This is a genomic window from Natrialba taiwanensis DSM 12281 (assembly GCF_000337595.1).
GTDB lineage: Archaea > Halobacteriota > Halobacteria > Halobacteriales > Natrialbaceae > Natrialba > Natrialba taiwanensis.
This window is the reverse complement of sequence record NZ_AOIL01000018.1, coordinates 1-25,707: the sequence shown is the minus strand read 5'-3', so window position 1 is coordinate 25,707 and position 25,707 is coordinate 1. Positions and strand designations below refer to the sequence as shown.

The following is a 25,707-nucleotide window of genomic DNA, read 5'->3' as shown; positions in this document are numbered from 1 at the left end:
CACCCCCCGTAAACGTTTTCGAAACGCACAGTATTGGAGTCGGCGTTCACTTGACACATCGATTCTGGTCTGTCCCGTCCGCGTTCGTGGCCGAGAGGCGAATCCGAGCGACCGGCATCGGCCAGCGGACACACGAGCGACGAAGATCGGCGGCTCGACGGCCACCACGCGCACACAAGACGGAAACGGTTTAACGCCGCCACCGGTAGTACACCGTATGGCAGACTGTCCACTGGCCGACGACTGTCCGAGTTTCTCCGAACGGATCTCGGGAATGGGCTGTCAACACTACGGCGACCGCGGCGGTAAAGAGTGGTGTAACCACTACAGCCAGCCGATCGAGGACCTGAAGACACAGCCGGTCAAAGCCGGCGAGGAAGTCGTCATCGACGTCGTCGACATGCACGAAAGCGGTGCCGGCGTCGGGCGAACCGAGGACGGGTTCATCGTCATGGTCGACGGTGTGCTCCCGGAAGCACGCGCTCGCGTGGAGATTACGCGGGTACACAGCAACCACGCGCGTGCAGAGGAGTTAGAACTGCTCCCGATGAACGGTGAACTCGACGAGTCGAATGGGGACGAACCCGACACTGACGAGACGGCTGCAGACACGGATTCGGACGACACAGCGGACGAGGATAGCGACGGTAGTACTGAGACTGAGACTGAGACCGAGACCGACACTGACACCGACAGCAGCCAGACCCGTGAACGCCTCGGCAGCCGCGAGAACTTCTGGGGCTCCTGATCGGCTGCTGAGTCCGGGACCACACGTTTCGAGTGGACAGTCGACCGTCGGTCACCGGACACGGAACACGGACACCGATTGCGGCCACCGCCCCGCCATCATCGTCACCAGCTATCCGGGCCACCCACGCCCAGCCCACAATCGGACAGTCATGCGGTCAGTGAACTCGATTCTGCGATCCGTTGGCGACCGGTTCGTTCCCCAGAGCGTCAGTTTGAGGGAGCGACCGGGAGAGCTTTGATCCCGCCTCCGTTTAGTTCGAATACGCCATATGAGCACGCGAGTTCAGGACGAGCGGAGCCGTCCCGTCGGTAGTGGTGCCGGTACACGGAGGCGGTCACGATATCCATGATCGACGAAGTCGACGAGTTGCTCGCGGAGATCGGTTTCGAGGCCGAGACGAGCGTGCTGACCGATCGGCAGGCCCAGGTGCTCGCGTTGCGCGAGCGGGGGACTTCCCAGGCCGATATTGCGGCCGCACTCGGGACCTCGCGGGCGAACGTCTCTTCGATCGAGGCGAGCGCCCGCGAGAACGTCGAAAAAGCCCGCGAGACGGTTGCTTTTGCGGAGGCACTTCGTGCGCCGGTACGCGTTCGCGTTCCGGCCGGTACCGACCTGTACGATGTCCCGAACCGAGTCTACGACGCCTGCGACGACGCCGGTGTCAAAGTCGATCACACCGCACCGGATCTGATGAAGGTCGTCAGTGACGCAGCGGGGCCGGCAGTCACCGGCCGACAGATTTCGACGCCGCTGATCATCGGTGTGACCTCGGAGGGGATGGTTCGCGTTCGCCACCAGGACGGCGAGTAAGTACCGCGACGAGCGGTGCCGAACGGCCGGGGATGAGGCCAAACGGTGAGAACGGGAACATGAGATTCGACGCCGGCAGCCCCCGATCAATTTGGTTCTCCGCGTCGTCGCTTGGCTATGGACCTCGATTTGGCCGATGACACGGCACTGGTCACTACCGCCAGCAGTCTCGGCTTCGCGAGCGCCAGGTCACTGGCTGGGGAGGGCGCGAACGTCACTATCTGCGGCCCAGACGCGGATCGCCTCGCGGAGGCACGCGATGAACTCGACGTCACGGGAGCCGGCGACGTTCTCGCACTCGACGCCGACCTCACGGACCCCGACGCGATCTCGCGACTCGTGAGTCGGACCGCCGACGAGTTCGGCTCGCTGGACCACCTCGTCACCGATGCCGGCTGGCCGCCGCGGACAACGTTTCTCGAAACGGACGAACAGGACTGGTACCGGGCCTACGACCTACTCGTGATGAGCGTCGTCTGGACGGTCGAGGCGGCGCATTCGCACCTGCTCGATGGGACGAACAGTTCGATCACCTGTCTCACCGCACACACCGTTCGTGAGGTTGGCGATGGACTGGTACTGTCGAACTCGGTCCGACGGGCCGTCATCGGTCTCGTGAAGACGCTCGCCCGCGAATTCGCGCCGGCGATCCGCGCGAACGCGGTTCTGCCGGGGCGGTTCGAAACGTCTCGTGACGGTGTCCCTGGTGCTGCTGTCAGCGGTAGGGATACTGCCGAGGGTGAGGTCGAGGCCGACGCCGGCACTGATACCGATACCGACACCGATACCGAGGTAGACACCACTGCACTCGACCGCGACGTACCGATGGAGCGACTCGGCGAGCCAACTGAACTCGGCGACGTGGTTGCGTTCCTCGCGAGTTCGCGCGCGGGTTTCGTTACCGGGGCTGCCGTGCCGGTCGACGGGGGGTTGTTACGCAGCTAGTAATTGCTCGGTTGAGCGTCACAGATCGTAACGTACTCGGTCGCCCTCCGGGGAGTGGGGCGTGTGTCAGAGTCCGTGCCCGCACCCGAATTCGCGTCTATATATCGTCCGATCCAGTTCGCAGGCTACGTCGCGCTTCTCCTGACGCCCGCCACGTTGCTCGCCAGCGCCGTCGCCGGTCTTCCTAGTCTCTCCGCGGAAAGCCTCAGCGTACAGACGGGGATCGCGCTCACCCTCACCGGGACCGTCGCGGCCGCCGCGGAACGCGATCGCGTCGTCGATGAGCTCGCTCTCGATACCGCCGGTTTCGACCGAACGGACGGCAACGACGTGATCGCAGTCACCGTCGGTGCCCTCGTCACCTACGGTGCGAGCGTCGGCGCTGAACTCGGGCCGGTACTTGCGTCCGCGCTGGTCGGACTGGCCGCCGGCCTCGCCCTCCCGCGGGTCGCGGTCCCGCTCTACTGCGGTTCGTTCGTCGGCATGGCCTCGCCGGCGGTGTTTCCCGGCCCCGAATTCGTCGCGGTCGCCGGCCTGCTTGCCGGCCTCGCGTTCGTGGCGACGGCGGAGTCCTTCGGGGGCTTCGGCGGCAAACTCGGCACGATCGCCCTCTTCGGCTGCATCACAACGGTCGCGTGTCTGGGTCTCGAATACGGCGCGACGAGCTCGCCCGCGTGGGATCTTGTTCCGATCGTCGTTCCGGTCGCGGCCGTCGCCGCCGTCGCGACCGTCGTCCTGAGTCTCCACCTCGAACTGGGAACAGTCGTCGGCTCCGCGCTCGTGGGCACCGTCGCCGGAATCGCGTTCCCGCTCGCGCTCGCTGAACTCGGGACGACGCTTGCGACCGTCGCGTTCTGTGCCTCTTTCGTCGGCATGTCGAGTACGGAGCGGCTGGCGACGGCGGGTCACGTCGGGGTTGCCGGCGGACTGTGTGGACTCGTCTATCTCGCGGTGATGCCGGCGGTCGCCGGTGCGGGCGGCAAACTCGGGACGACCGCGTTCGTCTCCTGCATCGCCCTCGTCGGTGTCGGAGAGGTGCGCGATGCTGTGACCGCATGAGTCGAGTGAGCCAGTCGAGAAATTACAACGGCGTCCGCAAGTTCGACGAGTTAGCTATCAGTCGGCCGAGATCGTACAGGTTCCGTCGTAGGAGACGTCTTCGACGGATTCGATCTCGGGATCGTCGCCGCAGACGGGACAGGATGGATTCGATAGCACGTCCACCGTCTCGAAGGTCATGTCCATCGCATCGTAGAGGAGGAGACGGCCTTCGAGGAGGTCTCCCTTCCCGAGCAGGTACTTGACGGCTTCGGTCGCCTGGATGCAACCGACGGTTCCGGGGAGCACCCCGAGGACGCCGGTGGTCGCACAGTCGGGAACGGTTCCGGGTTCGGGTGCCTCGGGGAAGATACACCGGTAACACGGTGGGTCGTCGTCGCCGCTGCGTTCGTTCGTAAACGTCGTCACTTGTCCCTCGAATCGGTAGATCGCACCGTGACAGAGCGGCGTTTCGGTGAGTACGCAGTGGTCGTTAAGCAGATAGCGCGTCGCGAAGTTGTCGCTCGCATCGAGGACGAGATCGTAGTCGGCGACGAGTTCAGTCACGTTTGCCGCGGTCAGACGCGTTTCGTGGGTTTCGATGTCGATGTCAGGGTTGAGTGCGGCGACGTAGTCGGCGGCGCTGTCGACTTTCGGGCGGCCGACATCCTCGTCGCGGTGGACGATCTGGCGCTGGAGGTTCGATCGTTCGACGATGTCGTCGTCGACGATGCCGAGGCGGCCGACGCCTGCGGCTGCGAGGTACTGGATCGCCGGGGCACCGAGACCGCCTGCGCCGACGACGAGGATACTGCCTTCGAGCAGGCGCTGTTGGCCCTCGGGACCGATTTCGTCCATGATCACGTGTCGCGAGTAGCGATCGAGTTGGGTGGCATCCAGACGCAGGTCGCTCATAGTCGAGTGTTCGGGCGAGAGGTGGAAAAGTTCGCGGGTCGGACGGAGTGAGTACGCTGTCGCTGTCTCGTTCTCGTAGTGTCCGTCAGTGCATCTCCGGAAGTGGTTCGAGCAGGGGTGTGTATGTACGTGTGAGTTATAGTCCCAAGATATCGGCAGCGTCTTCAGCGACCCCACAATTTAAGACTGTGCCTGTCTTTCACACACCCATGGCATCCGCACCCGATGATGCCGGTGACGTTTTCGACCAGTTCCTTACTGACCGCGGGCACGCTGTCGATGAAGTCGGCTGGGAACGCGAGTATAATAAGAAACAGTGTCCCGAGTGTAGCGGACTCCACGACCTTTCTGCGAGTTCGTGTACAGTCTGTGGATGGGAGCCATCGGTATAGGGCTGGCTGACGGCGGCCGACGCCGGTAATTTCCGCCAGCCGGTGACGATACAATTATAATGGATAGCTCACCAATAGGTCACCGAAGAGGACCTATGCCGGAATGCCAGAACTGTGGGTCGTTCGTGACGGATGCGTACGCCCGCGTTTTTACGCCCCGTAACGTCGATGAGCCCCGCGTCTGTCCGGAGTGTGAGGACAAGATTCGCGACGGAGCGGACGTTCGAACCGCCCGCTCATCACGAACCACGTGAGTTGTGGCTGTCGGTACCGGTGCTGACGCGCTATGGGCGTCTCCGGGAGCGGCTTCGAGGCGGCGGCTGTACCGCTACCGACCGTAATACAGTCGCTGCCACCGCTACTGGCACAGCACTAGAGCACCATCTGCAATTGCAATTTGTGCTGTCAGTATCGACTGTGAGACGGGCTGCTGTACCGATTTCCCGGCGCAACCGCTGGACGGGTCGGGGTGCGCCGGCACTGACTAATAGCAGTCCGTCTGCGTGCTGGCAATTGTCGTCCGGAGTCCGGCCGTGAGAAGCGTGTACAGCCCATCTAGCGCTCGGGGAAAACCCACGTCACTTATGGGTGTCGCGCCCCTGAACAGGGATAATGGCTACCACGGAGACGAAGGTGACCCGGTTGTTCGGTGGTCCGGGGAGCGGAAAGACGACAGCGCTTCTCGACCACGTTGAAGAGATTCTAGAGCAGGACGGTGTGACGTTTCGGGACATCCTCGTCGTTTCCTATACGCGAGCAGCAGCACAGGAGGTTCGCGAACGATTGGCCGACCGACTCGGCGAGAGTCCGCGTGCACTGCAGGGCAACGTCTGTACGATGCACGCCAAGGCCTACGATCTTCTCGATCTTTCTCGAAGCGACGTTATCGGCGAGTCGGACAAAGAGGAGTTCTGCGAGGACTTCGGTCTCGAGTTCGAGGACGAGTACAGCGGTGCCGGTCGCCGGACCGCCCGGTCGACGACGATCGGAAACAAGGTTATCGCGACGAGTCAGTGGCTCCAGCGAACGCGACGGGACGTCTCCGACTGGTACGACGTGCCGTTCCAGTGGGACGACGAGGAGGTCCGACTGCCGCCGGAGATCGACCCGAACGCACAGGAAGGCAACAAGTACACGCCGACCTGGCCGAGCGACGACGATCGAATCGACGTTCCGGAGGCGATTCGCGCCTGGCGCTCTTATAAGGGCGAGCAGGGCAAGATCGGCTTTGCAGACATGCTGGAGCGGGTCCGGCAGCGATCGCTGCTCCCGAGCGTCGACTACCTCGTGATCGACGAGTTCCAGGACATCACCACGCTCCAGTACGACGTGTACGACGAGTGGAAGTCCCACATGGAGCAGGTCCTGATCGCCGGCGACGACGACCAGGTCGTCTACTCCTGGCAGGGCGCAGACCCCGCGCTCTTGCTCGAAGAATCGGTCGACGACGACGTGATTTTGCCGAACTCGTACCGGCTACCGTCGAACGTGCTCAACGCGGTCAACCAGGAGATTCGCCACATTGACCACCGACAAGACAAAGACCTCAAGCCGCGCAAGGAAGGCGGCGCAGTCGAAGCGCGGCGGAACGCCTCGATGCTCGACGTGGTCCGGATGGTCCGGCGCACGCTCGCCGCGGACGCGGGGACGATCATGATCCTCTTCCGGGCGCGCTACCAGATGTTCCAGTTCATCGATGAGTTCATCACCGAAGGGGTGCCGTTTACCTCGCTGACGGATCAGCGGATGTGGACCGATCGACTCACCCAGTACGTTCGCGCCGTCGAGGCGATCGACGCAGGCGACGACGTAACGGGCCTGCAGGCGCGTCGTCTTGCGGATATGCTCCAGGAGTCCGCCTTCGGGACCAACGAGCGCGACGAACTGTTCGATACGATCGACGAGCGCCAGGAAGAGACGGGGATCGACGATCTGCAGGAACTCATGATCCCCGCCAAAGTCATCGAGGACCACGCGCCGTTCATGCCCGGCCCGTCCTCGGCCGGCGACATGCTGCGCAAGGTGACGAACTTCCAGAAGAAGAGCATCCGCTCGTACTTCGGTATCGGGGAGTACACCGGCATGGATACCGACCGCGTCCGCGTCGGCACGATCCACTCCGCGAAGGGCCGTGAGGCCGACCACGTCATCGTCGGCACCGACCTCACCGAGAAGGTCGTCGAACAGATGGTCGCAACCGTCGACGACCCCACGGACGTTCCCGGCTGCGAAGAGTTCACCAAGACGACCTCGCCCGTCCCTGTCCTGACGGACAACGAACGTCGCGTCTTCTACGTCGGCATGTCCCGCGCCCGCGAACGGCTCGTCATACTCGAAAACCTGGTCGACGGCGCACCGACGCTGCCGATCGACGTGTTGCTCCACAACCGGCTCACCGAGACGCCGCTCGAGGAGTTGATCGAAACGGCCCAGCAACCGACCGATGCAGACGCGACGAGCGAGGACGAACTCGAAGCCGAAGCGCCGTAAGTCCACACTGTGACCGCGGACGAATTCGATCCGAACGACGGGGACGGTGCACTCCTCAGCGACGCCGTTGAGCGCCGCGAGGCCGCGGCGTTCGTCCACGTCGGACCGCTTCGCGAACCGGCGATTCGCTACTGTGTGGCGCACAGCGGAGTCGACGTTGACGCCGGACCCGAGTTCATCTCGGACTCGAAATCACAATCGAGACCGAGACTCCAGTCCCCGTCCGCCCCGGCACCATCGACACTCGTTGCAGTCGCCTTCGTTCGGCCGGCGGAGAGCCGGTCCGCCGCCGAATCGGCCGGCCGGTGGCTCGTCCGCACTCGGGCACCGACCGACGACTCGTCGCCCCACCCCGCTTCTGAACTCGCCACGACGCTGGCAGAGCGCCTCGGCTCGGCCACGGTGCTGACGCCGCCCTCGATTCCACACGATGCCGCGCTCTACCTCGAGAACGCCGGGCTCGCGCTCGCCTCGACGACGGTTCTCGAACGCGCTCGTGCGAAGAAAACACCATCCGAACGGCAGGAAATTGCGGCCGCGCAGGCGGCCGCAAGCGCCGGCATCCGACGAGCAGCAACCCTGCTCGCGGCGGCGACGGTACGCGACGGTGAACTCGTCAACGACGACAGCCCACTGACCCCCGAGCGGCTTCGAACGGCGGTCGACGAGGCCATCGTCGCAGCGGGCGCGTTCCCCGCCGGCAATACGGTCGTCTCTCTCGAACGGGATCACACGTCCACAACTGCCACGGACGGTGAAACCGCGTTTGCCCCCGACGACCTCATCGTCATCGAGGCCGCACCCCGCGGACCGTCCGGGTACCACGGTGGGCTCGTCCGCACGTTCGTCGTCGACAGCGACGGGGGCCGCGAGCGCAGAGCACACGTCGGCGTCACGCAGTCGTTTCGCTCGGCACGGGCCATGCTGACCGCGGCCACCGAAACGGTCGGTGCCGTCGAGGCCGATCTCGAGGCCGAGGTCCGCGCGTTCGGCTTCGAGGAGGCCGACGCGGTCACGACCCGCGTCTCGGGTGTCGGGCTCGAACCGACCGAGTTCCCGCGAGCCGTCGGCGACGATATCGAACCCGGTCACGTCGTCCGGCTCGAATCGGCGGTTCACGTCGCGGACGGAGCCTGGCTCCGGATCGCGGATCTACTCGCGGTCGGTGAGGCATCTGAGGTGGCTGGCGATGCCGACGAACACAGCGAATACAGCGAACACAGCGAATCCACTCCCACCAACTGGCTCGCTGCACCGTCACGATCACTCGATCCGAACGCCGTTCGAGAACCGAACTCGTAAGAACTCGGCAGGTCGATCGATCCAGAATCAGGAACGTCCAACTAGCGCCCGTTTGCAGTATCAGTCGTCTCCGTCTCGCTCTCATCGTCTGCCGACTCTGGATCCGTGACAACCGATCCGACGACGCGGCTGGCAACGAGTTCGGGAATATCCGACGGCATCGTTATCCATCGTTCGACGACGACGAGTCCGGCGGCCAACCCGAGCAAGATCACGCCCGTAGTTGGGTCGCCGCGGACGAGGGCGAACTCAAGTCCAGCGAGTGCGGCGGGAATCGCCAGGACGAGGACGCCAGCGAGCTTGATCGTATCGAGGATGCCGGCCATTGCGCCGGGCTACGGTGGGTGTCATCAAAAGGTCGACGACTGCGCTCTATCACAGAAGTGGGATGGATGACGGTATCGGAACGGATTTAGGGGTCGACTGGCACCTTCGAGTATGTTCACGGGAATCGTCGAAGAGACCGGGACGATCGTCGGACGGGAGCAAACTGCCGACGGGCTCCGGCTTCGGATCGCCGCCGACGAGGTCGCTACCGGCCTCGAACACGGACAGAGTATCAGCGTCAGCGGCGTCTGTCTCACGGTCGAACGCTACGAAGCGGGCGCGTGGTTCGAGGTCTTTCTCGCGGCCGAGACCGTCGCCCGATCCTATCTCGGTGAACTCGAGGAAGGTGACGCGGTTAATTTAGAGCGAGCGATGCCGGCGGACGGGCGATTCGACGGTCACGTCGTGCAGGGTCACGTCGATGCGGTCGCGACGATTTCGGGGATCGAATCCGTAGCGGAAAGCGAAGCACCACGTGCTTCGGACGAACCGACCGATGACGAATCGGGAGGTGACTGGTTCTTCGAGTTCGAACTCCCCGACGGGTACGGTCAGTACGTCGTCGAGAAAGGGTCGATCACGCTCGACGGAATCAGTCTGACCGTTGCCGATCTAGAAACCGACGGGGACGGGCGTGCCCAAGTGACGGTCGCGATCATTCCGACGACCTACGAGTTCACGACGCTGTCGGAGAAGGCGGTCGGCGACCCGGTACACCTGGAGGTCGATGTGCTCGCGAAGTACGTCGAGCGGTTGCTCGAGTCGCGATTCGAGTAACGTTGCTGGCGTGTGGTGATGCGGTGGTGAGAGAGGTGCGTCGGGACCGGTCTGTTCTCTTAGACGGTTCGGCGGTCGTCAGTCGACTGAGAGCGGATGGCGGCCGCCGCGACCTCATCGGCCCGCCTGCCGAGTTCGGCTTCGATCGTCGCCGGTTCGACCGCGGTTCGACTCGTGTGCGAGAGGACGATATGGGCGAGTTCGATCGGCAAGTCCGCCCGGGTGACGACGTGGACGCCGTAGTAGGGATGTCCGAGGAGGCTATAGACGGCCGTCTCGTCCATGCCGTTGAACTCGGCGAGTTTGCTCACGTCGTGGACGAGTGCGCCTGCGATGACCGTATCCAGCGAGAGGGGAAGTGCTCGCCGCTCCAGGAGGGTCTCCGTGAGCGCGACGGCGCAGGCGGTCTCGTCTCGCACGTGGTCGACCAGGAACTCGTTGTGCAGCCCCAGTTCGCGCTGTGTCGGCGGCAGCCAGGGAATTGCGGTGAGGTCGTCGATCTCGTTTTCCGCGATAGCTGTCGTCCAGGCATCGACGACCCGGGCCCGCAGGTCGTCGTCTTCGATAGTATCGAGTTCGGGGAATGCCGTCCGGACCGTGTCTTCGCTCATGCGCGAGCCATCGGGCCGCGGTGTAAAAGAACGATTGTTGCGTCGAGGGGCGGCGGGACTATCGCTGTGGTGGCTCGAACTCGGTCAGTTCGGACCGCGGCGCAGGTTCCATGTCGTCCCTGACGTCCCGATAGTGCCGGCGGTAGCGGGAGAGTTTCCGGTAGAGGAAGTAGCCGGCACCGAGGTTGTACGCGATGACGTAGCCGAGAAACGCCAGGCCGAAGCCGACGGGGAGGACGGCGGCGAGGAGGTCGGGAACGATGCCGACGGTGACGTTGTAGGTGGCGTGGATGAACGCTGCGATAAGGAGGCCCTTGACGACGAGTGGGCCGGCGTATTTGGGATTGAATTTCGCGAGGCCGAGGTAGTAGCCGGCGATGGCGGAGTAGATGACGTGGCCGGGACCGACGAGTGCGCGGAGGGCCGCGATGCTGGTCGCCGCGGCGGTCGGGCCGAGTCCGGTCTGGGATTGGGCCTGAATTTCGGCGACCGTGCTGGCGATGTAGGTCGCGTTTTCGATCGCTGCGAAGCCGAGGCCGGCGACCGCGCCGTAGACCGCGCCGACGATGACGGCGTCGAAGGTGTCCCGACGGTAGGCGAAGACGCGGACGGCGAGGAGTTTGACGGTTTCTTCGACCGGACCGACGATCAGGTAGAAAAAGAGGATCGTTCCGATTCCCGGAATCGCCCGGACCCAAAGCCCGACGGTCGAGTTCACGAGAGCGGCGAACGCGGTAAAGAGGACCGCGAGGACGAACGTGGCGACGAGGACGCCGAGCGGTTCGTTGGTCGTGATATCCGAGTACCAGATGAACGCCGCGAGGATGGCTGCGGGGATGATCGAGAGGCCGAAGAAGACGGCTATCGACGGGTCTTCGGAGACGAGAACTGCCGGTTGGACGAGGACGAACAGCGTGATCGCAGTGGCGACGATGAGGACGATCGCGCGGAGGCCGTAGTTAAGCCCGTTGTAGACCGAGTAGGCGAGCCGGTCGGTGACTGACCGTGGCTCCCACGTCGAGATATCGTACAGATCCTCCGACTCGTCGGCTGCTCGTTCGACTGGGTCACGCCTCCGTTGCATGAACGGGGATACAACGGCCGGTCCGGTAAGCGTTCGCCGTCAGAGATCCTAGTATGATATTGAGTCTCATGTTCGTATAAGGGCGATGTTTATGCTGGTCCACCGGCCATGACCGATACATGTACAATGCACGTCGCGGCATCCACTACACTGCCCCACCGGATCCGGACGGTGAGCGCGATGACGACGACACGACAGCCGCCGCCGGCCGCGAGCAGACGGACCCTGCCACTGCCGGTCAGTCTCGATCGGACACCACCGACACGCCAGAGTCGGCTCTTGCCGACGACTGACGATCGACACTACTGGCCGACTGAGTCAAACGTTCAGTAGTCCGTCACACGAGACGGACTCGGAATCCACAAAGGCCTGCCGTCCAAACGGGCCGGTATGCACTTCGACCAGCGAACGCAGCAGGCACTGCGGGCAGTCGGTCTCGACACCGACGACCTCCGGGCGGCGTCCGACGCCGTCGTCGAGTTCGTCGAGGAGGACGCGGGGGCATTGGAAGCGTTTTTCGACGAGCACGATACCGTCTACTCCGACATAGACATGGCTCACTCGGCCTCTGACTATCCCGAACATACGGTCGAGTTCATCGACATCACGACACACGCAGCCGAGATGCGCGGCTGGCTCCGGTTCGATACGTGGGGCGTCTACGTTGAGGATGGGCGTGTACTCGATGCGGAGAGCGAGTTCGTCGAGTTGACGCTCGGGCCGACGATCAACGGCCGCGTTCGGTTCGCGGCAGACCGCGAGACGCTGCGGTGATCGTCATGGCCGTAGCTCCGATTTCCACTGTGTCCATGACTGCGGTTGCCCGTATTGTGACCGACGCGACGGAAGGGGCTCGCTTTCGATGACCGAGACGGCGGTTCGCGTTCGCGGCATCTACACCACGGCAGTAACGCATCTGCTCGAGGACGCGGGTGGGAACGACTCCGAGAACGAGTACAGCGTCGTCCAGGCATCCGAGCCGATCCGCGAGCGCTTCACACAGTCGTTCGACGCTGCACCGGCGGACGTGGCGATCGAGACGACTCGAGACAGACAGGGGCTGTCGGTGTCGGGCGACGGCGATGCCGTCGAACCCGTTGCTGACACGCTCACAGTCGGGATCGATACCTTCCGGTGGACTGCGACCATTCCCCGCGGAGCCGTCTTCGACGCCGAAGTGATCGACGCCGCTGGCGGCAGCGGTGCCGTCGTCGACCTCGGCGACGGTCGCCGCGGCTACCTGAATTACGACGACGTCGACGGCTACGTCGACACCGGAAACCGCTACCGGGTGCAGGTCACGGAACCCGCTCCGCCGTGGGCCGACGACGAGCCGCGGGTCACCCCGACCCTCGCCGTTCGTAGCGGCCTCGGAACCCTCTCGCGGGATCGAACCGGCGTTTCAGCCGCACTTCGTGGCGAGCGCGCCGACGAACTCGTCGGCATGACCGACCTGCTCTCCGCGGACGTTCCGGACGACTGGGGACTCCGCTGGCACCACGCCGCCGCCGACGCGGATCTCGAAGCGATGGAAGCCGGCCTCGAACGCCTCGTCGAACGCGCCCGCGAACTCGAAACTGAACTCGCCGACGCACCGGCCGAACCCGGCGAACCAGAACTGCTCGCCGCCCCTCGAACGACCGCGTGGCTCTGGTTCGGCCGGCAATCCCGGTTCGCCCTGGACGACGCCCGCCGCGCCGTCGAAACGACGATGCCGGGCCACCACCGAACCAAGGCCGCCGACAGGGCGGCGAGTTCAGCCGTGGACTTCGCGGAAGCGATCTGTGGCTCGGTCGCGGCTGACCTGGACGCGGACGCGGACGGCGCGTTCCCCTTCGACGCCGTCGCTCGCCAGTTCGGTCCCGTTTCGGACGACCGACTCGAAATCGGCCACGGCAAACCCGACGGGAGGCGCATCTCGCTCGGGTACGGCGACGTGACCGACTGGGACCCCGAGGGAAAACTCACGCTCGAGCGCACGATGAGCGGCGGCGGCACCTACGACGCCCTCGGCACGCCGAAGGAAGCGGGCGACACCGCCGTCACGAAGTTCCGCGAAGGGCGCTGGTGGTATCCGACGACCTACACGGCAGCCGACGGCTCGACGAAAGGCACCTACGTCAACGTCTGCACGCCGGTCGAACTCTTCCCCGAAACGGTCCGGTACGTCGACCTCTACGTCGACGTAATCCGCACTCCCGACGGAACCGTCGACATCGTCGACGAAGCTGAACTCGAGGCTGCCGTCGACGACGGCCTCGTCTCGGCTGCACTCGCGGAGAAGGCAACGACCGTCGCGACGGCAGTCAAACGGGCGCTTTCGACGTAGTGTGTGGCTGGCAGATGGCCCGTAGCAACGAGCGAAGCGCGTCAATCCGAGGCCGCGAGTTCAGCGTTGCGTTCGCCGGCCCGGTCGGGCAGCGGGAGCAACTGCACGTAATCGTCGAGGTCGAGGGCGAACTCGCGGGCGGTCGACGGGTGAATCCAGTAGAGTTCGAACTCGGCGCCGTGTTCGTCGCCGCCGTCGGTGACGGTGTGGGTCCATCGATCGCGCGGTTCGTAGACGGTCGCGTGGAAGAAGTGGCGGACGTACCACTTCGGCGGGGAGTGTCGTCGAGTCCAGACGTCGGTCGAGAGGTGTCGGGTCGCGTTGAGCGTTCCGAGGCCGCTCTCCTCGATAACTTCCCTGAAGAGTGCTTCTCGTGGGGTTTCACCCGGTTCGAGTGTCCCCTTCGGGATCTGAAGGCCGTCGTGTTCCGGTCCCTCGAACACCAATAACTCGCCGGATTCGCGAGTAATGTAGGCGCATGCCTTCTGTACGTACGTGGGGTCTGCCATGCTACCGCGTCTCGCAACGACCAGCGTGAAAAGCGTATCTCCAAGGAGATTAAGAGAGACTAAGGAAATTCGCGCATGGGGTTGTGGTGAGGTCTGGTATTAGTTCTATAATTGGTTGTGCGTGCTATTTTGGGGCGTATATTGACATAGTATCAATCCGCTGTCGACGCCCCATCAGCTGTCGGAACTGGCGTTCCATCAGTACGAGCGAATGCTGTTGCCAGCGCCGGACCGGTGACATTGTGCCAGACACTGAACAGCGCCGGAATGAGGGCAGTAATGGGATCGAAAAACGCCACGGCCAGCGCGACTGCTAGGCCACTGTTCTGCAGACCGACCTCGAACGCGCAGGTCCGCGCTCGCTCCTCGCTCATTCCGGTCAGATGACCGACGCCGTAGCCCGCTCCGAGGCCGAGCGCGTTGTGGACGATGACCGCGAGGAAGACGACGGCGCTCGCGCTGTAGATTTCGTCGACGTTGAGACCGACGATTGCCGCGACGATGAGGACGATCGTCAGCACGCTGATCGCCGGGAAGATAGAGAGCCCCGCCTTCGCTACCGTCGGTGCATACCGATCGAGAAGCACTCGGAGGACTAACCCGGCGACGACTGGAATCAGGACGATCAGCAGGATCTCTTCGGCCATCGCGCTGAAGGTGACTGTAATTTCCTCGCCTGCGAGCAGCACGATCCACGCCGGCATGACGAGCGGAGCGGCAAGCGTCGTCACCGACGTGATCGTCACCGAGAGGGCAACGTCGCCCCGACCGAGGTAGGTCATCACGTTCGAGGCCGTCCCACCCGGTGCAGCCCCGAGCAGGAGCAGTCCGATACCGAGTTCCCACGGGAGATCAAGGAGCGTAACGAGCAGATACGCGAACACCGGCATGCAGACCCACTGGGTCAGTGCACCGATAAGAACGTCCCGTGGTCGATCGAGGATTCGCCGGAAGTCCGCCGGCGTCAGCGTGAGCCCCATCCCGAGCATGATGACGCCGAGGAACAGGGCGATGTGGTCACCGAGCGGCGTGACCGTCGCCGGCGAGTACAGCGCAACGGCCGACCCGAGCAGGATCCAGACGACGAAGTACGTGCTCGTGAACTCGCCGATACGCTCTCCCAGTCGTAGCACGTTCATCGGATTGGCTCCTCCTCGATAGTCATACTCACCCATGGATGTACGCGTGATGATAAATGAATCGATACCAAGCCGGAATCCCAGCAAAATCCAAGCGCTGGCCGGTCAAACCAGTACGCAGCCACAACCGCTATCGCACGTCAGTCGGCCGCAAGTTTGTCCAGTCCGGCCGACTCGATGTCAGCACCGTCGACCGACGTACGGAGGGAGTCCATGCCGTCGTCGCGGTCGATTCCGAAGTCGTTCTCGTAGAGTTCAGCGACGCGATCCAGTTCCTCGGTCGAGAGTTTCGGAACGTCACTCGCCGCCGCCCATTCGTCGATATCATCGGTCGTCCGGAACGTCGGCGTGACGGTTGCAACGGCGTCGTGTGAGAGGAGCCACGCGATCGAAGCCTGGCCCATCGTCCGCTCGCGGTCGCTTCCGTCGCTCGCTTCGCTCGCGGAGCGTGGCTCCGCGCGTTCGAGGAAGCGCAGTTTCTCGAGTTTCTCCCACCCGGTTTCGTACCACTCGTCGGGACGGAAGCCGCGGTGATCGCCCTCGCCGAGTTCAGTTTCTGGTGTAACCTGCTCGTTGAGGATGCCGGAGGAGTGTGGGACTCGCGGGATGAGACTCGTCGATGAGTTCGTCTCCGCGATGGTTTCGAGGAAGTGGGTGCCGACCTCCTGTTCGAGCATGTTCCACACCAACTGGACGGAGTCGAACTCCTTTTCGATGGCGAAGTCACCCTCGGCGAGCCAGCCGATCGAGGGGCCAAGCGCCAGTCCTGTGGCGTCGATCTTCCCTTCCTCTTCGAGTTCATCGAGCAGTTCGAGCACGTCGGGCGTGATCTCGTCGACGTTGGCGTTGTGGAGCTGAAGGACGTCGATCGAGTTCAGTCCGAGTCGGTCGAGGCTCTGCTCGACGGCATCCCGGAGGTACTCGGGAGTCATCTGCTTGGGAATCTCGCCGTGTCCGGCCTGGGGATTGTTGTAGAAGTCGTAGCCGACTTTGGTCGCGATCGTCACGTCGTCGCGGACGTCGGCCAGCGCCTTTCCGACCAGCTCCTCGCTGCGGCCGTGGCCGTAGACGTCGCCCGTATCGAAGTAGGTGATGCCCTGATCGACGGCGTACCGGAGCATCTCGATCGCCTCCTCCTCGGAGCGATCGCCCCACCAGTCGGTGCCGACGGTCCACGCGCCGAACCCGACTTCGCTCACCTCGACACCGGAGTCACCGAGTTCACTGTGCTGCATGTTCGGGCCTTCGTAGCGAGGAACCTTATGGAGTACGGAACGTGCGAGCGCGGAATCCGAACTCGTTCGGGTTTGCTATCGCCCCGTCGTGCTGGGCGGAGTGACGATAAGTTGGGACGGCAGTGGACCGTGCGCTAAACGCTTTTCAAAGATCACTTGAAGAGTAGTTCTACTCATGTTTCGCTGAATCTGCCAGCGACTAGACGTGCAGATCGAACTTTTGCGCTGCGGGCCAGCAAAGCTGACCCTCGGCAAAACTTCGATGAAAAGAACTCCTCCCCCCCTACGGGTCGGTCGTCGGCCCGCTCGCTCCCTTCGGTCGACCGCACAGCGAATCAGTGAACCGTTCCATGATGGGATGGTGGCGGCGACTACCTGATCGAATCAGGTCTGGTGACCCAGTGAGTCGAACCACTCTTGTATTGTCGCTGAGACGTTTGCGTATGGTCGGTATCTGTCGGACGACGACCGGGCGATGGCTGCTCGGCGTCGTTCTCGCCGTCGTCGTGCTCCTGCCGCTTGCGCTGACCCAGTTCGAGATCAGTCCGCATCGGGTCACGCTGGGAACGGTCGTCGTCACAGCGTTGCTGCTGATCGGGACGATTTCGCTCCCGGCGCTACTGTTTGCGGAGTGGCACGGTGTTGATGAGTGACGGCGTTTCGTGGAACCTAACCGACGATCCCGAGATTCAATATCCAATGGAAAGTACCAGTAGCGAAGCAGTCTCGGCAGATTCGGCGGCACAACCGAACCCCTATCAACTCCGCGGACAATATCCCGGTGTATGACAAAGCGGTACGTCTCGCTCCCCGACGAGGCGGAGGCGGGCATGCGCGAGTTCATCGACGAGGTCGACCGACGGCTTGCAAGCGACGAGAGTACGTGTTCGGTCGTCGAGGACGTACTGATCGATCTGTCCGGTGATCGCGAGGCCTACGATCGCTGGCAAGCAGGCGAATCGGTTTCGGCAGCAGAACGGGTTCGGCTGCAGAGCTACGATCCCTGCAACACGACCCTAGAGAGTGAGTACTACGCTGAGAAAAACGAAGACCTGTTTCGGCGGTCGAAGCACCTCCAGTGGCTCTGGCGGCAGTTCGATAGCCTGCCGATCGCGGACAACGTCGAGTTCGCGCTGCGGTTTCGACGGATGCTTGCGGATCATCTCTTCGAAGAGTGTGGGGAGAACTGTCGGTTCTTCAAGGGCATCTCGGTTACCTACGGCCACAACATCACCATCGGCGACAATACGATCGTTCACGACGATGTCCATCTGGACGACCGCGGGAAATTGACCATCGGCGACCGCGTCTCGATTTCCGACGGCGTTCATATCTACAGCCACGATCACGACGTCGTCGACCAGACCGAGGTCCGAAACTACCACACGATCGTCGAAGACGACGTGCGTCTCACTTACGACTCGATGGTCCGTGCCGGCAACAAGGTTGGCGAAAACGCCATCGTCGGTGCCCGTGGCGTCGTCCAACACGACGTACCCGCCCACCACATCGCCGTCGGCATGCCCGCGACGAGCGTCAAAATCAAACCCGGCTGGGAGTCGGTCGCCACCCCCATCGACGAGGCCGGCGTCAACCGTCAGGACGAGCGCCACCTCCCCTACTCCGTCCCCGACGAACTCGAGGTCTTCGACGAGTTCCGCCGCGATTTGCGGCCCCAGAACTGACTCGCGATCGGTACCGAATCGGGACCGTCCGTTCGAGAGGACCGTCAGCTACTGGTGAATCAGGGAATATCCAAGTGCCTTGAGAACCTATGTCACGGTGATGGAACGCTGGGGCTGGCTCATCGGATACGTGATCGTGTTTGCCCTCCTCCATCTGCTATTGTACTACGTCTACGTGCGCCGTGCAGACGGTGACGAGGCGAGGTCACCTTCGTTTGCCGATCCCAATCGCGGCCCCTCGCACGCCTCGCGCCACACCGATCGGTACCCAGGGAACACTGATGATTCTGGAGACGCCAGCGATGCCGGCGACCCATCGGCCAGCAACAGGGATCGCGAACTCGACGGGGAGACGATGCGGTGTCCCCACTGTGGGGCACAGAACGTAGCTGATCAGACGTATACGTACTGCTGGAACTGTGTGACGACGTTACGGCGGTAACGCGTGGACGCTGCGGGCACGGACAGTCGTCGGGATGGCTGGACTCGGTTAGAAGCGAGCGTAATTACGGTCAGAAGCGACGTGATTACGGTGATGGCGTTGACGAGTCGGTGTGGTAGCTCGTCTCGGTAGTCGCCATCTCGTCGGCCGAGAGCGCAGTAGCCAGCGTTTCGAGGTGGTCGATACCGACGATAGCGAGGACAGTGCCGTCGTTCTCCGCGCGGATTTCGGCCAGTCGGTCGATCATACAGCGCTCGCGGGTCTCGTCTCGGTAGGCGAGCGCGCTATCGTCCGTCTGCACGCTTCCGAGGAGTGCCTGGACGCTTGCAACGTGAGCGCGCTCGTGAGCAGCCTGCGTTTCCGGCGGGTCATCGAAGTCGCAGTCGTACTCGATCGGGTCGCCTCGCGTGATCGTCATCGAGGTGGCGTGTGTCAGCGTCGCCGCGATGCGACAGCGCAGTGCATCTCGCGTCGCCCCACCGAGGCTCGAAAGGAGGCGACGCGCCGTTCCAGCCGAGACGCGGTCAGCGACGAGACGCGTCACGAGTCGCCGCAAGAACGACCAGTTCGGGGCGTCGATTCCGACGAGTTCAGCGTCGGTGGCGGAGATCGCGGCGCTCATTTCGCCGCCGTGTGCTGGTGGGGTGTGCGTCGGGTGCGTCGGTGGCGGAGATTGCGCCGTGTCGCTCGAGCGGTCGGGATCGGTATCCGTCGCGGGCACGGTACGCGTAGCGGACGCACTCGAGTCGCCGTCGCGGGCGTAGACGCGGTACAGCGGGAGGGCTGCCGGTGGGAGTTCGAGTGCGAGCACGGCGGGGTCGACCGCGTCGGCAACGCGCATGACGCGGTTGATACTCGCGGGGTGGTCGTGAACGACGCCGAGGAGGTAGCAGTCGCCGGTTGGACCGGAGACGCGCCGGCAGAATTGCCCGGTAATCCGCGGGTCGTCGACCGATTCGGGGCGAAACGGAGACTCGTCCATCGATCGGATAGTAATACGGGACTAGCGCCATAACGCTTCCGTTGTGCTCACAGCGACGGTAGAAGAAACGGATTACCATCGCAACCGAACGATTCGCTCGACGGCGAGCGAGCGTAGGAGGTGGGTACATGCCAGGCCCTGTCCGGTAATCACTACTTACTGTCGCGTTGCAGTATAACGGTTCAGTGGGCCAGCATGACGGTTTGTGCGATTTATTGTCCTCGTGTTCTTCCGTGGTGATGGGACGCGAACGCGGGGGCGACAGTGCGCTATCACTCGCGGAAGGCGCTGCTGATGCCCCGACCCGGCACTCTACCGCTCACTGCTATGACTCAGGACGCTCACACGCTCACGGCCGCCGACAAGGGAAAACGAGTCTTGAATATCGACGGGACGGAAGTCGGCCGGATCGTCGCCGTCGAGGACGGGCGCGGCTACGTCGATCCCGAGCCAACGATCACGAAAACGATCAAGTCGAAACTCGGCTGGGGCGATATAACCGAGAGCGCCCACCCGCTCGACGAGGGCAGCATCGAGGAGATCACCGACGACGCCGTTCGACTCCGCGGGACGCTTTGAGCGTGTGCTGTCGACTACTGACCGACATCAGTCGGCCGCCGTTACTCCGGCGGTGACACCGATCTCGCAGCCGAACGCACCTCCCGAAAGACGGACTCACCCCACTCGAACGCCGCCTGCGTGTTGTTGCTAATCACTCCCTCTATCTCCGTCCGTTCGTTCAACACGAAGACGAACACGTACTGCACATCCGATTGCTCGATAAGCGTCAATTCGTACGGTATCGACTCGATCGCGTACATGTCGAACGCCCCCTCTGTCGCAGAACTGCGCACCTGCTCTGGATACTCCGCGAAAAGAAACTCCGCGAGATCCTCGGTGAAAACCGCCTCAACAGTGAGATCCTCTTCGACAGTTCGCTCGTACAAGCGCATCCGCGTCGTCGGAATCCGCTCCGCCGCAGCAAACCCTCGAACCCGAGTCGCCGTCTCGAAGCGCGAAACCAGTTCCTGAAGCGGCTCGATCGGCGCATGTGGCTTCACCTCGTACGTCCGTGCATCGTCCAGCAACGTCGTCGACAGCGGTGCTCCTGCCGGCACGTGCCGCAGCAAACTCCCACTCTCCTCGATCGCCGTAAACGCCTGCTCCACCCGTCGATACTCCGACAGTGCCAGTCGTCCCCCCGCCGTCAACTGATACCCCGCCTCCGTCCGCGCGATGAACTCGAGGGACTCGAGTTCACGAATCGCACGGTCGATCGTCGAACGGGAGCACGCGAGCGCTTCGACGAGGTCGCGTTTGTACTGTGGCTGGTCGGCGAGCGCCGCGAGTAGCTCCGTTCGGCGAATGACCGTCCGAACGACATCGTCGGTCGGGTTCGACTGGTGCATCGAAAACGACGTTTGCGTTCTCCCGCTCGGGAGCCAAGAGCGTACTGGCCGTTACGAACGTTGCCAGTGCGACAAACGTGTGCCGGTTCGTCCACAAAGGTTCGTCCACGGGGGTTCGTCCACGGAGGCGACCGAAGAGACAAACGCAGTCGCAAACGGATGGACGATGTGAGGGAGAAAGAGGAGATTTACACGCCGGTCGAGTACCGGAGGATGCCGGCGAAGCCACCGAACGCGTTGTACAACTGCTCGCCCTTCTCGAAGTCGGTCGAGATGAACTTGGTCTCGGTGCCGCGCTGCTCGGCGATCTGGATAAGGTGGTCAATCGCGTCTTCGCGGTCCTCTTCGGTCGCCTCGATATTGGTTCCGCACTCGCTGCAGGTGTGCTCGGGGGTGGCCTTGCGCCGGTCGATCACTTCGCGGTCGGTGTTGCCACACTCCCCGCACTCGTAGGTGATGACATCCTTTCGCAGATCCTCGCTGATCAGCAGTCGGTCGACCGCCCCCATCATCAAATTTTGCCGAGTCTGGTCGAACCCGTAGGTTGCGAGGTCGCCCGCGTTGAGTTCCTCGAAGAACTCCTCCATCTGCTTTTTGTCCTTCATCACCTCGGCGTCGGCCAGCGCGTCCTCCGCGTTGTCGACGAGGTCGTACAGCCCCGACTCGTCGGTGTAGGCCACGTCGAACTTGCCGATCACGTTGTCCTGAATCTCGTGATGGAGGTAATCGCCGTCCAAGAACTCGTCTTTCGTCGGTGAGGGTCCGCCGACGAGGATGCCGTCGAGTTCGTGGCGCTTGGGAACGAACAGGTCGTTTGCCATTCCGGCGACTTCCTGGTAGAAGTTGTCGATCGCTTCGAGGCGCAGGCGGGCGAATCGCTGGGCTGACTGGCCACCCTTTCGCTGCTTACCGGGGACGAGCGAGGAGGCGGACTTGACCGGTTCGACGCGCTTGCCACGCAGCCAGCCGACGTTCGCCTCGCGCCGGTCGAGGACGACCAGGCCGTAGAGGCCCTTGTCCGCGAGCATCTCCTCTAGCGGCTCCGTGAGGAAGTCAGAGTCACAGTGATAGCGGAACGACTCGATCGGTTGTGGCGGACTCTCGAGGACGCGAGTGACCATCTCGGTCTGCCCGCCGCCGGAGTCGACCGCCCCGGAGAACAGTACGATGCCGTTTTCCGGCGGGAACGTATCGAAGTACCGAAGGCGGTCCTTGATGCTCGTCAGCGCGTCCTGGACAGCCGTTCGAGTCTGCTTGGACTTAATGTTTGCCGCCTCGCTGTGTTCCTGCGTGACGTGTGCGACCACGTCACTGATCTGTCTATCGTCGGGGATATAGATCGTGACGAGTTGTGTCCCGGAGCCATCGTAATCCTTGAGATCCTCGATGACCTTCCGGAACTCGTATTTCTTCCGGTCGGATTGCTCCCGTTCTCCCTCCTGGCTCATTATCCATACAAAGCGGAGCTGCGGGTAAGTATTCTTTGACACGCACCCGGCCGTATGCGGGACAGTACCGGGAAACACGCCGCTATACGACGCTGATTCGATGGCGGGTCGTGATGGGCTGTTGTGAATTCGACGGTGGTCGGGGACGGATCGCTGTGGATTCGACGGGAGCCACGGGCGGTCCGCTGTGGTGACGATTTAAGGTGTTCCCGTTCCACTGTCCGGACAGTAATCGAATATGTCTCACGAGACGGTATATTCCATCGCGAGCGGGAAAGGCGGTGTCGGGAAAACGACGACGACGGTGAATCTGGGAACCGCGCTCGCACAGGCGGGCAAGCGCGTCGCCATCGTCGATGTCGATCTCGGCATGGCGAATCTGGCCGGGTTCGTCAGCCTCTCCCCCGACTCGACGACACTCCACGACGTACTGGCCGGCAACGCATCAGTCGAGGACGCAACCTACCGACTGGCGGAGAACATCGTCGCCGTCCCGAGCGGCATCGGCTTGGACGAGTACGCAGAGACCTCGCCGGAGGGCTTGCGCGAAGTCGTCTCCGAACTCCGGTCGACGTACGACTACGTCCTCCTCGATGTCGGCGCTGGCATCAGCCACGAAACCGTTCTCCCGCTCGGACTCGCGGACGCCGTCGTGCTCGTCTCCACGCCCGAACCCGCCGCTATTCAAGACTCACGGAAAACGATCGAACTCACCGCCCGCGCCGGCGGCACCGTCGCCGGACTCGTCCTCACTCGCACCCACCCGGGCAGCGACATCTCCCACCCCGACCTCGCCGACCGACTCGACCTCCCACTGCTCGAAACCATCCCCGAAGACAGCGCCGCCCGCGAGAGCGTCTACGCCGGTACCCCCCTTGTCGCCTACGAACCGAACGGCCCCGCCGCAACGGCCTACCGACACCTCGCCGCTGAACTCGCCGGCATCGAACTCGCCGGCACTGCAGACGATACCGACGCCGACGACAACGACAACACCGGCGACAACGACAATACCGACACAGCCACCGCTGAAGACGCGGCTGGATCAGAAACCGAGGACGGGAACAGCCCCGAAAGCACCGACGAGACATCTGCTACCGATGATGTCTCGAGTGCGATCACAGAAGCCGAATCGGATCACTAACGAACAGACGAATGCACGTCGTCCGCTGCACTCTCATTACGCACCGCTCTCCTCGACACAGCCATCTCGGAACTCTCCGGGATCTTGGAGATGTCGGGAATCTCGGTCGGTAGGCACCGCCTGAACTCCCGAAATCGCTACCAACACCGTCGTTCCATCGGTTTCGATGACTACAGCCACGACAGGACTGTTGCCGTTTTACGACTGTGTTTGGAACTAACTGATTCGATTTCATGAACGTCGGAATTCGCCCCTATCCGGACAGAAATACGGCTCTAACCGGAGTTCTTCGAACCCTCGTTCCCGAAAAATCGATTTTTCACCCAGAGAAACGGTACGAGCTAATTACTAATTCTACCCGTTCTCGATGGCTCGTCCATGGAGCGACGAAAGATCCTCCTCGGAAGTGGCGCCGCACTCGCAACCGTACTCGCAGGCTGTTCGAGTAGCGAAACAGATGAACCGAACTCCGATGACGACAGTTCCGACGGCAGTTCCGGAACCGGCGGCAACGGATCGTCGGATTCCGATCCGGACTCGGACTCCGATTCCGACGACGTTCCCGGTTTCGACAAGGACGAGTTCGATCTCAGCAGCGACAAGCTGTCCGTCATGGAGATCAACCGAAGCGGCGGGACGGTCGACATCCTCGTGAGCACGCAGGTCACCGAGACCGAAGAACTCTACGCGGAGATCGAGAGCGTGGCCGAAGACCTCGTGACCGCGATCGTCGACCCCGAGAGATTCAAAGCCGAGATCGATACCGTCGAGTGGGTCCTCGAATACGAGGGCAGCCGAGTTGTCGGACTGTACGTCGATGTCCAGTGGGTCTTCGACTACCTCGAAGACGAAATTTCGCGCGAAGAACTGGCCGACAAGATCCGCGCGTCGGCGGACTGACCGCGGACACCCGCTGTTCTGTCGGACGTGCGTGTGGGGCGACCAGAGACCAGCCGGGCCGCAACTCGACTCGACCCAGCCCGACCGTGAGCGATGCTGACCGGCGCGGCTGGCACGATCGAGTGCGACCCACAAAATACTGGAAACTGCGACGCCGCGCTACATCGACCGCGGCGCAGCGACGCCGAGGATCGACAGCGCGTTCGCCATCGTGTGCTTCGAGGCCGCGACGAGCGCCAGCCGCGTCTCGCGAACCGCGGGATCGACATCGTCCGCGAGCACCGGGCACTCCCGGTAGAAGGCGTTGAACCGATCGGCGAACTCGCGCGTGTAGGTCGCGATCTGGTGGGGTTCGAGGTCCGCTGCTGCTTCGTCGATGACGGCCGGGAAGCGCGCGATCGTCTCGAGCAACGCCTGTTCTGCGGGCGTGCCGAGCAGGTCGGCGTCGAGCGCGTCGAGATCGAGTTCAGCACGCTGGCCGGCGGCGGCGAGCGGTTCCGCGGGGTCGAAGCCGGCTTCCGCCAGGATGCCACAGCAGCGGGCGTGGACGTACTGGACGTAGGGTGCTGACTGGGCCTCGAAATCGAGTGCGCGATCCCACTCGAAAGTGATCGCCTTCGTGGGCTGTTTGGCCACGATGTCGTAGCGCACGGCACCGATCCCGACCTGATGGGCGATTCGCTCGATGTCGTCGTCGGTCAGATCGTCGTCGCGGATACGGTCGTCAAGGCGGTCTTCGACCTCCTCGCGGGCGCGGTCGATCGCCTCGTCGAGCAGGTCGTCCAAGTCGACGCCGGTGCCGCGGCGGGTCGACATCTTCCCTTCGGGAAGGTTGACGTAGGAGTACAGCACCTGGCGGAGCGGATCGGTATCGTTACCGAGGAGTTTGAGCGCCGTCCGGAGCTGTCTGGCCTGTAGTTTGTGATCTTCGCCGAGCACCGTCACCGCGCGGTCGTAGTTGTCGAACTTCCACTCGTGGTGGGCCAGGTCCCGCGTCGGGTACAGCGAGGTGCCGTCCGAGCGAAGGAAGACCAGATTCTTCT

Annotated in this window: 29 protein-coding genes; 18 read left to right on the top strand and 11 right to left on the bottom strand. The window is 63.1% G+C overall.

All coding sequences use genetic code 11. The annotated features are described in order from the left end of the window. Positions 1-217 precede the first annotated feature (217 nt). From C484_RS06405 to C484_RS06390, 4 genes are all read left to right on the top strand, one after another. On the top strand, positions 218-748 hold the full coding sequence (locus C484_RS06405) for a TRAM domain-containing protein (RefSeq protein WP_006825129.1): 531 nt from the start codon (positions 218-220) through the stop codon (positions 746-748). Positions 749-1,096: 348 nt separating this feature from the next. Beyond that, positions 1,097-1,561: a Tfx family DNA-binding protein gene (locus C484_RS06400; protein WP_006665680.1), complete on the top strand. Its 465-nt coding sequence runs from the start codon at positions 1,097-1,099 to the stop codon at positions 1,559-1,561. Positions 1,562-1,678: 117 nt separating this feature from the next. Then, entirely contained in the window at positions 1,679-2,506 is an 828-nt protein-coding gene (locus tag C484_RS06395; RefSeq protein WP_006825128.1) for an SDR family oxidoreductase, read from the top strand. A gap of 99 nt (positions 2,507-2,605) precedes the next feature. Further along, positions 2,606-3,565 carry a hypothetical protein gene (locus C484_RS06390; RefSeq protein WP_049915076.1) on the top strand — a complete coding sequence of 320 codons (960 nt, stop codon included), beginning with the start codon at positions 2,606-2,608 and terminating at the stop codon, positions 3,563-3,565. A 57-nt stretch (positions 3,566-3,622) separates the two neighbouring features. Here the strand turns inward: C484_RS06390 and ubaA are convergent, their stop codons facing one another. Continuing rightward, entirely contained in the window at positions 3,623-4,459 is an 837-nt protein-coding gene (gene ubaA, locus C484_RS06385) for an SAMP-activating enzyme E1 (protein ID WP_006825126.1), read from the bottom strand. 209 nt (positions 4,460-4,668) lie between these two features. Between ubaA and C484_RS22055 the strand changes: the two genes are divergently transcribed. The 4 genes from C484_RS22055 (at position 4,669) to C484_RS06375 (ending at position 8,643) form a co-directional block, all read left to right on the top strand. Further along, the gene (locus C484_RS22055) at positions 4,669-4,851 is read left to right on the top strand and encodes an HVO_0416 family zinc finger protein (protein ID WP_083867296.1); all 183 of its coding nucleotides are present in this window, start codon (positions 4,669-4,671) and stop codon (positions 4,849-4,851) included. 95 nt (positions 4,852-4,946) lie between these two features. Beyond that, entirely contained in the window at positions 4,947-5,105 is a 159-nt protein-coding gene (locus tag C484_RS25130; protein ID WP_006825125.1) for a DUF7563 family protein, read from the top strand. 358 nt (positions 5,106-5,463) lie between these two features. Beyond that, the gene (locus C484_RS06380) at positions 5,464-7,341 is read left to right on the top strand and encodes a UvrD-helicase domain-containing protein (protein WP_006825124.1); all 1,878 of its coding nucleotides are present in this window, start codon (positions 5,464-5,466) and stop codon (positions 7,339-7,341) included. Positions 7,342-7,350: 9 nt separating this feature from the next. Then, positions 7,351-8,643 (top strand): M24 family metallopeptidase, encoded by a 1,293-nt coding sequence (locus C484_RS06375; RefSeq protein ID WP_006825123.1) that lies wholly within the window; start codon positions 7,351-7,353, stop codon positions 8,641-8,643. A 41-nt stretch (positions 8,644-8,684) separates the two neighbouring features. On the opposite strand, the gene C484_RS06370 is transcribed toward C484_RS06375, so the two are convergent. After that, positions 8,685-8,969 carry a DUF7533 family protein gene (locus C484_RS06370; protein WP_006825122.1) on the bottom strand — a complete coding sequence of 95 codons (285 nt, stop codon included), beginning with the start codon at positions 8,967-8,969 and terminating at the stop codon, positions 8,685-8,687. Positions 8,970-9,081: 112 nt separating this feature from the next. Between C484_RS06370 and C484_RS06365 the strand changes: the two genes are divergently transcribed. Next, on the top strand, positions 9,082-9,747 hold the full coding sequence (locus tag C484_RS06365; RefSeq protein ID WP_006825121.1) for a riboflavin synthase: 666 nt from the start codon (positions 9,082-9,084) through the stop codon (positions 9,745-9,747). 59 nt (positions 9,748-9,806) lie between these two features. Here C484_RS06365 and C484_RS06360 read toward each other — a convergent pair whose 3' ends face one another. Both C484_RS06360 and C484_RS06355 read right to left on the bottom strand, forming a co-directional pair. Next, complete coding sequence (locus C484_RS06360) at positions 9,807-10,358, bottom strand: HD domain-containing protein (protein ID WP_006825120.1); 552 nt, start codon at positions 10,356-10,358, stop codon at positions 9,807-9,809. A gap of 58 nt (positions 10,359-10,416) precedes the next feature. Then, positions 10,417-11,442 (bottom strand): PrsW family intramembrane metalloprotease, encoded by a 1,026-nt coding sequence (locus C484_RS06355; RefSeq protein ID WP_006825119.1) that lies wholly within the window; start codon positions 11,440-11,442, stop codon positions 10,417-10,419. 119 nt (positions 11,443-11,561) lie between these two features. Between C484_RS06355 and C484_RS23590 the strand changes: the two genes are divergently transcribed. The 3 genes from C484_RS23590 (at position 11,562) to C484_RS06345 (ending at position 13,771) form a co-directional block, all read left to right on the top strand. Further along, positions 11,562-11,735: a hypothetical protein gene (locus C484_RS23590; protein ID WP_169332871.1), complete on the top strand. Its 174-nt coding sequence runs from the start codon at positions 11,562-11,564 to the stop codon at positions 11,733-11,735. A 97-nt stretch (positions 11,736-11,832) separates the two neighbouring features. Further along, positions 11,833-12,216 (top strand): DUF7532 family protein, encoded by a 384-nt coding sequence (locus C484_RS06350; RefSeq protein ID WP_006825118.1) that lies wholly within the window; start codon positions 11,833-11,835, stop codon positions 12,214-12,216. 88 nt (positions 12,217-12,304) lie between these two features. Beyond that, on the top strand, positions 12,305-13,771 hold the full coding sequence (locus C484_RS06345) for a DUF402 domain-containing protein (RefSeq protein ID WP_006825117.1): 1,467 nt from the start codon (positions 12,305-12,307) through the stop codon (positions 13,769-13,771). 41 nt (positions 13,772-13,812) lie between these two features. Here the strand turns inward: C484_RS06345 and C484_RS06340 are convergent, their stop codons facing one another. From C484_RS06340 to C484_RS06330, 3 genes are all read right to left on the bottom strand, one after another. After that, entirely contained in the window at positions 13,813-14,280 is a 468-nt protein-coding gene (locus tag C484_RS06340; RefSeq protein WP_006825116.1) for an NUDIX hydrolase, read from the bottom strand. Positions 14,281-14,432: 152 nt separating this feature from the next. Continuing rightward, the gene (locus C484_RS06335) at positions 14,433-15,419 is read right to left on the bottom strand and encodes a bile acid:sodium symporter family protein (RefSeq protein WP_006825115.1); all 987 of its coding nucleotides are present in this window, start codon (positions 15,417-15,419) and stop codon (positions 14,433-14,435) included. 140 nt (positions 15,420-15,559) lie between these two features. Beyond that, positions 15,560-16,654 carry an aldo/keto reductase gene (locus tag C484_RS06330; RefSeq protein WP_006825114.1) on the bottom strand — a complete coding sequence of 365 codons (1,095 nt, stop codon included), beginning with the start codon at positions 16,652-16,654 and terminating at the stop codon, positions 15,560-15,562. 443 nt (positions 16,655-17,097) lie between these two features. Here C484_RS06330 and C484_RS06325 point away from each other — a divergent pair, with 443 nt between their 5' ends. The 3 genes from C484_RS06325 to C484_RS06315 all read left to right on the top strand — a co-directional run bounded on the left by C484_RS06325 (position 17,098) and on the right by C484_RS06315 (position 18,781). Next, positions 17,098-17,307 carry a hypothetical protein gene (locus tag C484_RS06325; RefSeq protein WP_006825113.1) on the top strand — a complete coding sequence of 70 codons (210 nt, stop codon included), beginning with the start codon at positions 17,098-17,100 and terminating at the stop codon, positions 17,305-17,307. A 132-nt stretch (positions 17,308-17,439) separates the two neighbouring features. Beyond that, a complete protein-coding gene (locus C484_RS06320) occupies positions 17,440-18,339 on the top strand; it encodes an acyltransferase (RefSeq protein WP_006825112.1) in 900 nt (299 codons plus the stop codon). Positions 18,340-18,439: 100 nt separating this feature from the next. Next, entirely contained in the window at positions 18,440-18,781 is a 342-nt protein-coding gene (locus C484_RS06315; protein ID WP_006825111.1) for a DUF7577 domain-containing protein, read from the top strand. A gap of 85 nt (positions 18,782-18,866) precedes the next feature. Here the strand turns inward: C484_RS06315 and C484_RS06310 are convergent, their stop codons facing one another. Then, positions 18,867-19,763 carry a hypothetical protein gene (locus C484_RS06310; RefSeq protein ID WP_006825110.1) on the bottom strand — a complete coding sequence of 299 codons (897 nt, stop codon included), beginning with the start codon at positions 19,761-19,763 and terminating at the stop codon, positions 18,867-18,869. 327 nt (positions 19,764-20,090) lie between these two features. On the opposite strand from C484_RS06310, the gene C484_RS06305 reads away from it, so the two are divergent. Next, the gene (locus C484_RS06305) at positions 20,091-20,342 is read left to right on the top strand and encodes a hypothetical protein (protein ID WP_006665699.1); all 252 of its coding nucleotides are present in this window, start codon (positions 20,091-20,093) and stop codon (positions 20,340-20,342) included. A gap of 41 nt (positions 20,343-20,383) precedes the next feature. On the opposite strand, the gene C484_RS06300 is transcribed toward C484_RS06305, so the two are convergent. Next, the gene (locus tag C484_RS06300; protein WP_006825109.1) at positions 20,384-21,172 is read right to left on the bottom strand and encodes a helix-turn-helix transcriptional regulator; all 789 of its coding nucleotides are present in this window, start codon (positions 21,170-21,172) and stop codon (positions 20,384-20,386) included. A gap of 188 nt (positions 21,173-21,360) precedes the next feature. Beyond that, positions 21,361-22,620 (bottom strand): peptide chain release factor aRF-1, encoded by a 1,260-nt coding sequence (prf1, locus tag C484_RS06295; RefSeq protein ID WP_006825108.1) that lies wholly within the window; start codon positions 22,618-22,620, stop codon positions 21,361-21,363. A 238-nt stretch (positions 22,621-22,858) separates the two neighbouring features. On the opposite strand from prf1, the gene minD reads away from it, so the two are divergent. Together minD and C484_RS06285 are read left to right on the top strand one after the other, a co-directional pair. Further along, positions 22,859-23,764, top strand: coding sequence for a MinD/ParA family ATP-binding protein (gene minD / locus C484_RS06290; protein WP_006825107.1), 906 nt, complete (start codon positions 22,859-22,861; stop codon positions 23,762-23,764). A gap of 378 nt (positions 23,765-24,142) precedes the next feature. Then, entirely contained in the window at positions 24,143-24,664 is a 522-nt protein-coding gene (locus C484_RS06285) for a hypothetical protein (protein WP_006825106.1), read from the top strand. Between the two features lie 159 nt (positions 24,665-24,823). Here C484_RS06285 and argS read toward each other — a convergent pair. Then, a partial coding sequence (gene argS / locus C484_RS06280) for an arginine--tRNA ligase domain-containing protein (protein ID WP_006825105.1) occupies positions 24,824-25,707 on the bottom strand: 884 nt, incomplete at its 5' end.

Bases quoted from the DNA above. Each gene is read 5' to 3' on its own strand.
- C484_RS06405 (WP_006825129.1), top strand. From the start codon at position 218: ATGGCAGACTGTCCACTGGCCGACGACTGTCCGAGTTTCTCCGAACGG.
- C484_RS06400 (WP_006665680.1), top strand. From the start codon at position 1,097: ATGATCGACGAAGTCGACGAGTTGCTCGCGGAGATCGGTTTCGAGGCC.
- C484_RS06395 (WP_006825128.1), top strand. From the start codon at position 1,679: ATGGACCTCGATTTGGCCGATGACACGGCACTGGTCACTACCGCCAGC.
- ubaA (WP_006825126.1), bottom strand. From the start codon at position 4,459: ATGAGCGACCTGCGTCTGGATGCCACCCAACTCGATCGCTACTCGCGA.
- C484_RS22055 (WP_083867296.1), top strand. From the start codon at position 4,669: ATGGCATCCGCACCCGATGATGCCGGTGACGTTTTCGACCAGTTCCTT.
- C484_RS25130 (WP_006825125.1), top strand. From the start codon at position 4,947: ATGCCGGAATGCCAGAACTGTGGGTCGTTCGTGACGGATGCGTACGCC.
- C484_RS06380 (WP_006825124.1), top strand. From the start codon at position 5,464: ATGGCTACCACGGAGACGAAGGTGACCCGGTTGTTCGGTGGTCCGGGG.
- C484_RS06370 (WP_006825122.1), bottom strand. From the start codon at position 8,969: ATGGCCGGCATCCTCGATACGATCAAGCTCGCTGGCGTCCTCGTCCTG.
- C484_RS06365 (WP_006825121.1), top strand. From the start codon at position 9,082: ATGTTCACGGGAATCGTCGAAGAGACCGGGACGATCGTCGGACGGGAG.
- C484_RS06360 (WP_006825120.1), bottom strand. From the start codon at position 10,358: ATGAGCGAAGACACGGTCCGGACGGCATTCCCCGAACTCGATACTATC.
- C484_RS06355 (WP_006825119.1), bottom strand. From the start codon at position 11,442: ATGCAACGGAGGCGTGACCCAGTCGAACGAGCAGCCGACGAGTCGGAG.
- C484_RS23590 (WP_169332871.1), top strand. From the start codon at position 11,562: ATGTACAATGCACGTCGCGGCATCCACTACACTGCCCCACCGGATCCG.
- C484_RS06350 (WP_006825118.1), top strand. From the start codon at position 11,833: ATGCACTTCGACCAGCGAACGCAGCAGGCACTGCGGGCAGTCGGTCTC.
- C484_RS06345 (WP_006825117.1), top strand. From the start codon at position 12,305: ATGACCGAGACGGCGGTTCGCGTTCGCGGCATCTACACCACGGCAGTA.
- C484_RS06340 (WP_006825116.1), bottom strand. From the start codon at position 14,280: ATGGCAGACCCCACGTACGTACAGAAGGCATGCGCCTACATTACTCGC.
- C484_RS06335 (WP_006825115.1), bottom strand. From the start codon at position 15,419: ATGAACGTGCTACGACTGGGAGAGCGTATCGGCGAGTTCACGAGCACG.
- C484_RS06330 (WP_006825114.1), bottom strand. From the start codon at position 16,654: ATGCAGCACAGTGAACTCGGTGACTCCGGTGTCGAGGTGAGCGAAGTC.
- C484_RS06325 (WP_006825113.1), top strand. From the start codon at position 17,098: ATGGTCGGTATCTGTCGGACGACGACCGGGCGATGGCTGCTCGGCGTC.
- C484_RS06320 (WP_006825112.1), top strand. From the start codon at position 17,440: ATGACAAAGCGGTACGTCTCGCTCCCCGACGAGGCGGAGGCGGGCATG.
- C484_RS06315 (WP_006825111.1), top strand. From the start codon at position 18,440: ATGGAACGCTGGGGCTGGCTCATCGGATACGTGATCGTGTTTGCCCTC.
- C484_RS06310 (WP_006825110.1), bottom strand. From the start codon at position 19,763: ATGGACGAGTCTCCGTTTCGCCCCGAATCGGTCGACGACCCGCGGATT.
- C484_RS06305 (WP_006665699.1), top strand. From the start codon at position 20,091: ATGACTCAGGACGCTCACACGCTCACGGCCGCCGACAAGGGAAAACGA.
- C484_RS06300 (WP_006825109.1), bottom strand. From the start codon at position 21,172: ATGCACCAGTCGAACCCGACCGACGATGTCGTTCGGACGGTCATTCGC.
- prf1 (WP_006825108.1), bottom strand. From the start codon at position 22,620: ATGAGCCAGGAGGGAGAACGGGAGCAATCCGACCGGAAGAAATACGAG.
- minD (WP_006825107.1), top strand. From the start codon at position 22,859: ATGTCTCACGAGACGGTATATTCCATCGCGAGCGGGAAAGGCGGTGTC.
- C484_RS06285 (WP_006825106.1), top strand. From the start codon at position 24,143: ATGGAGCGACGAAAGATCCTCCTCGGAAGTGGCGCCGCACTCGCAACC.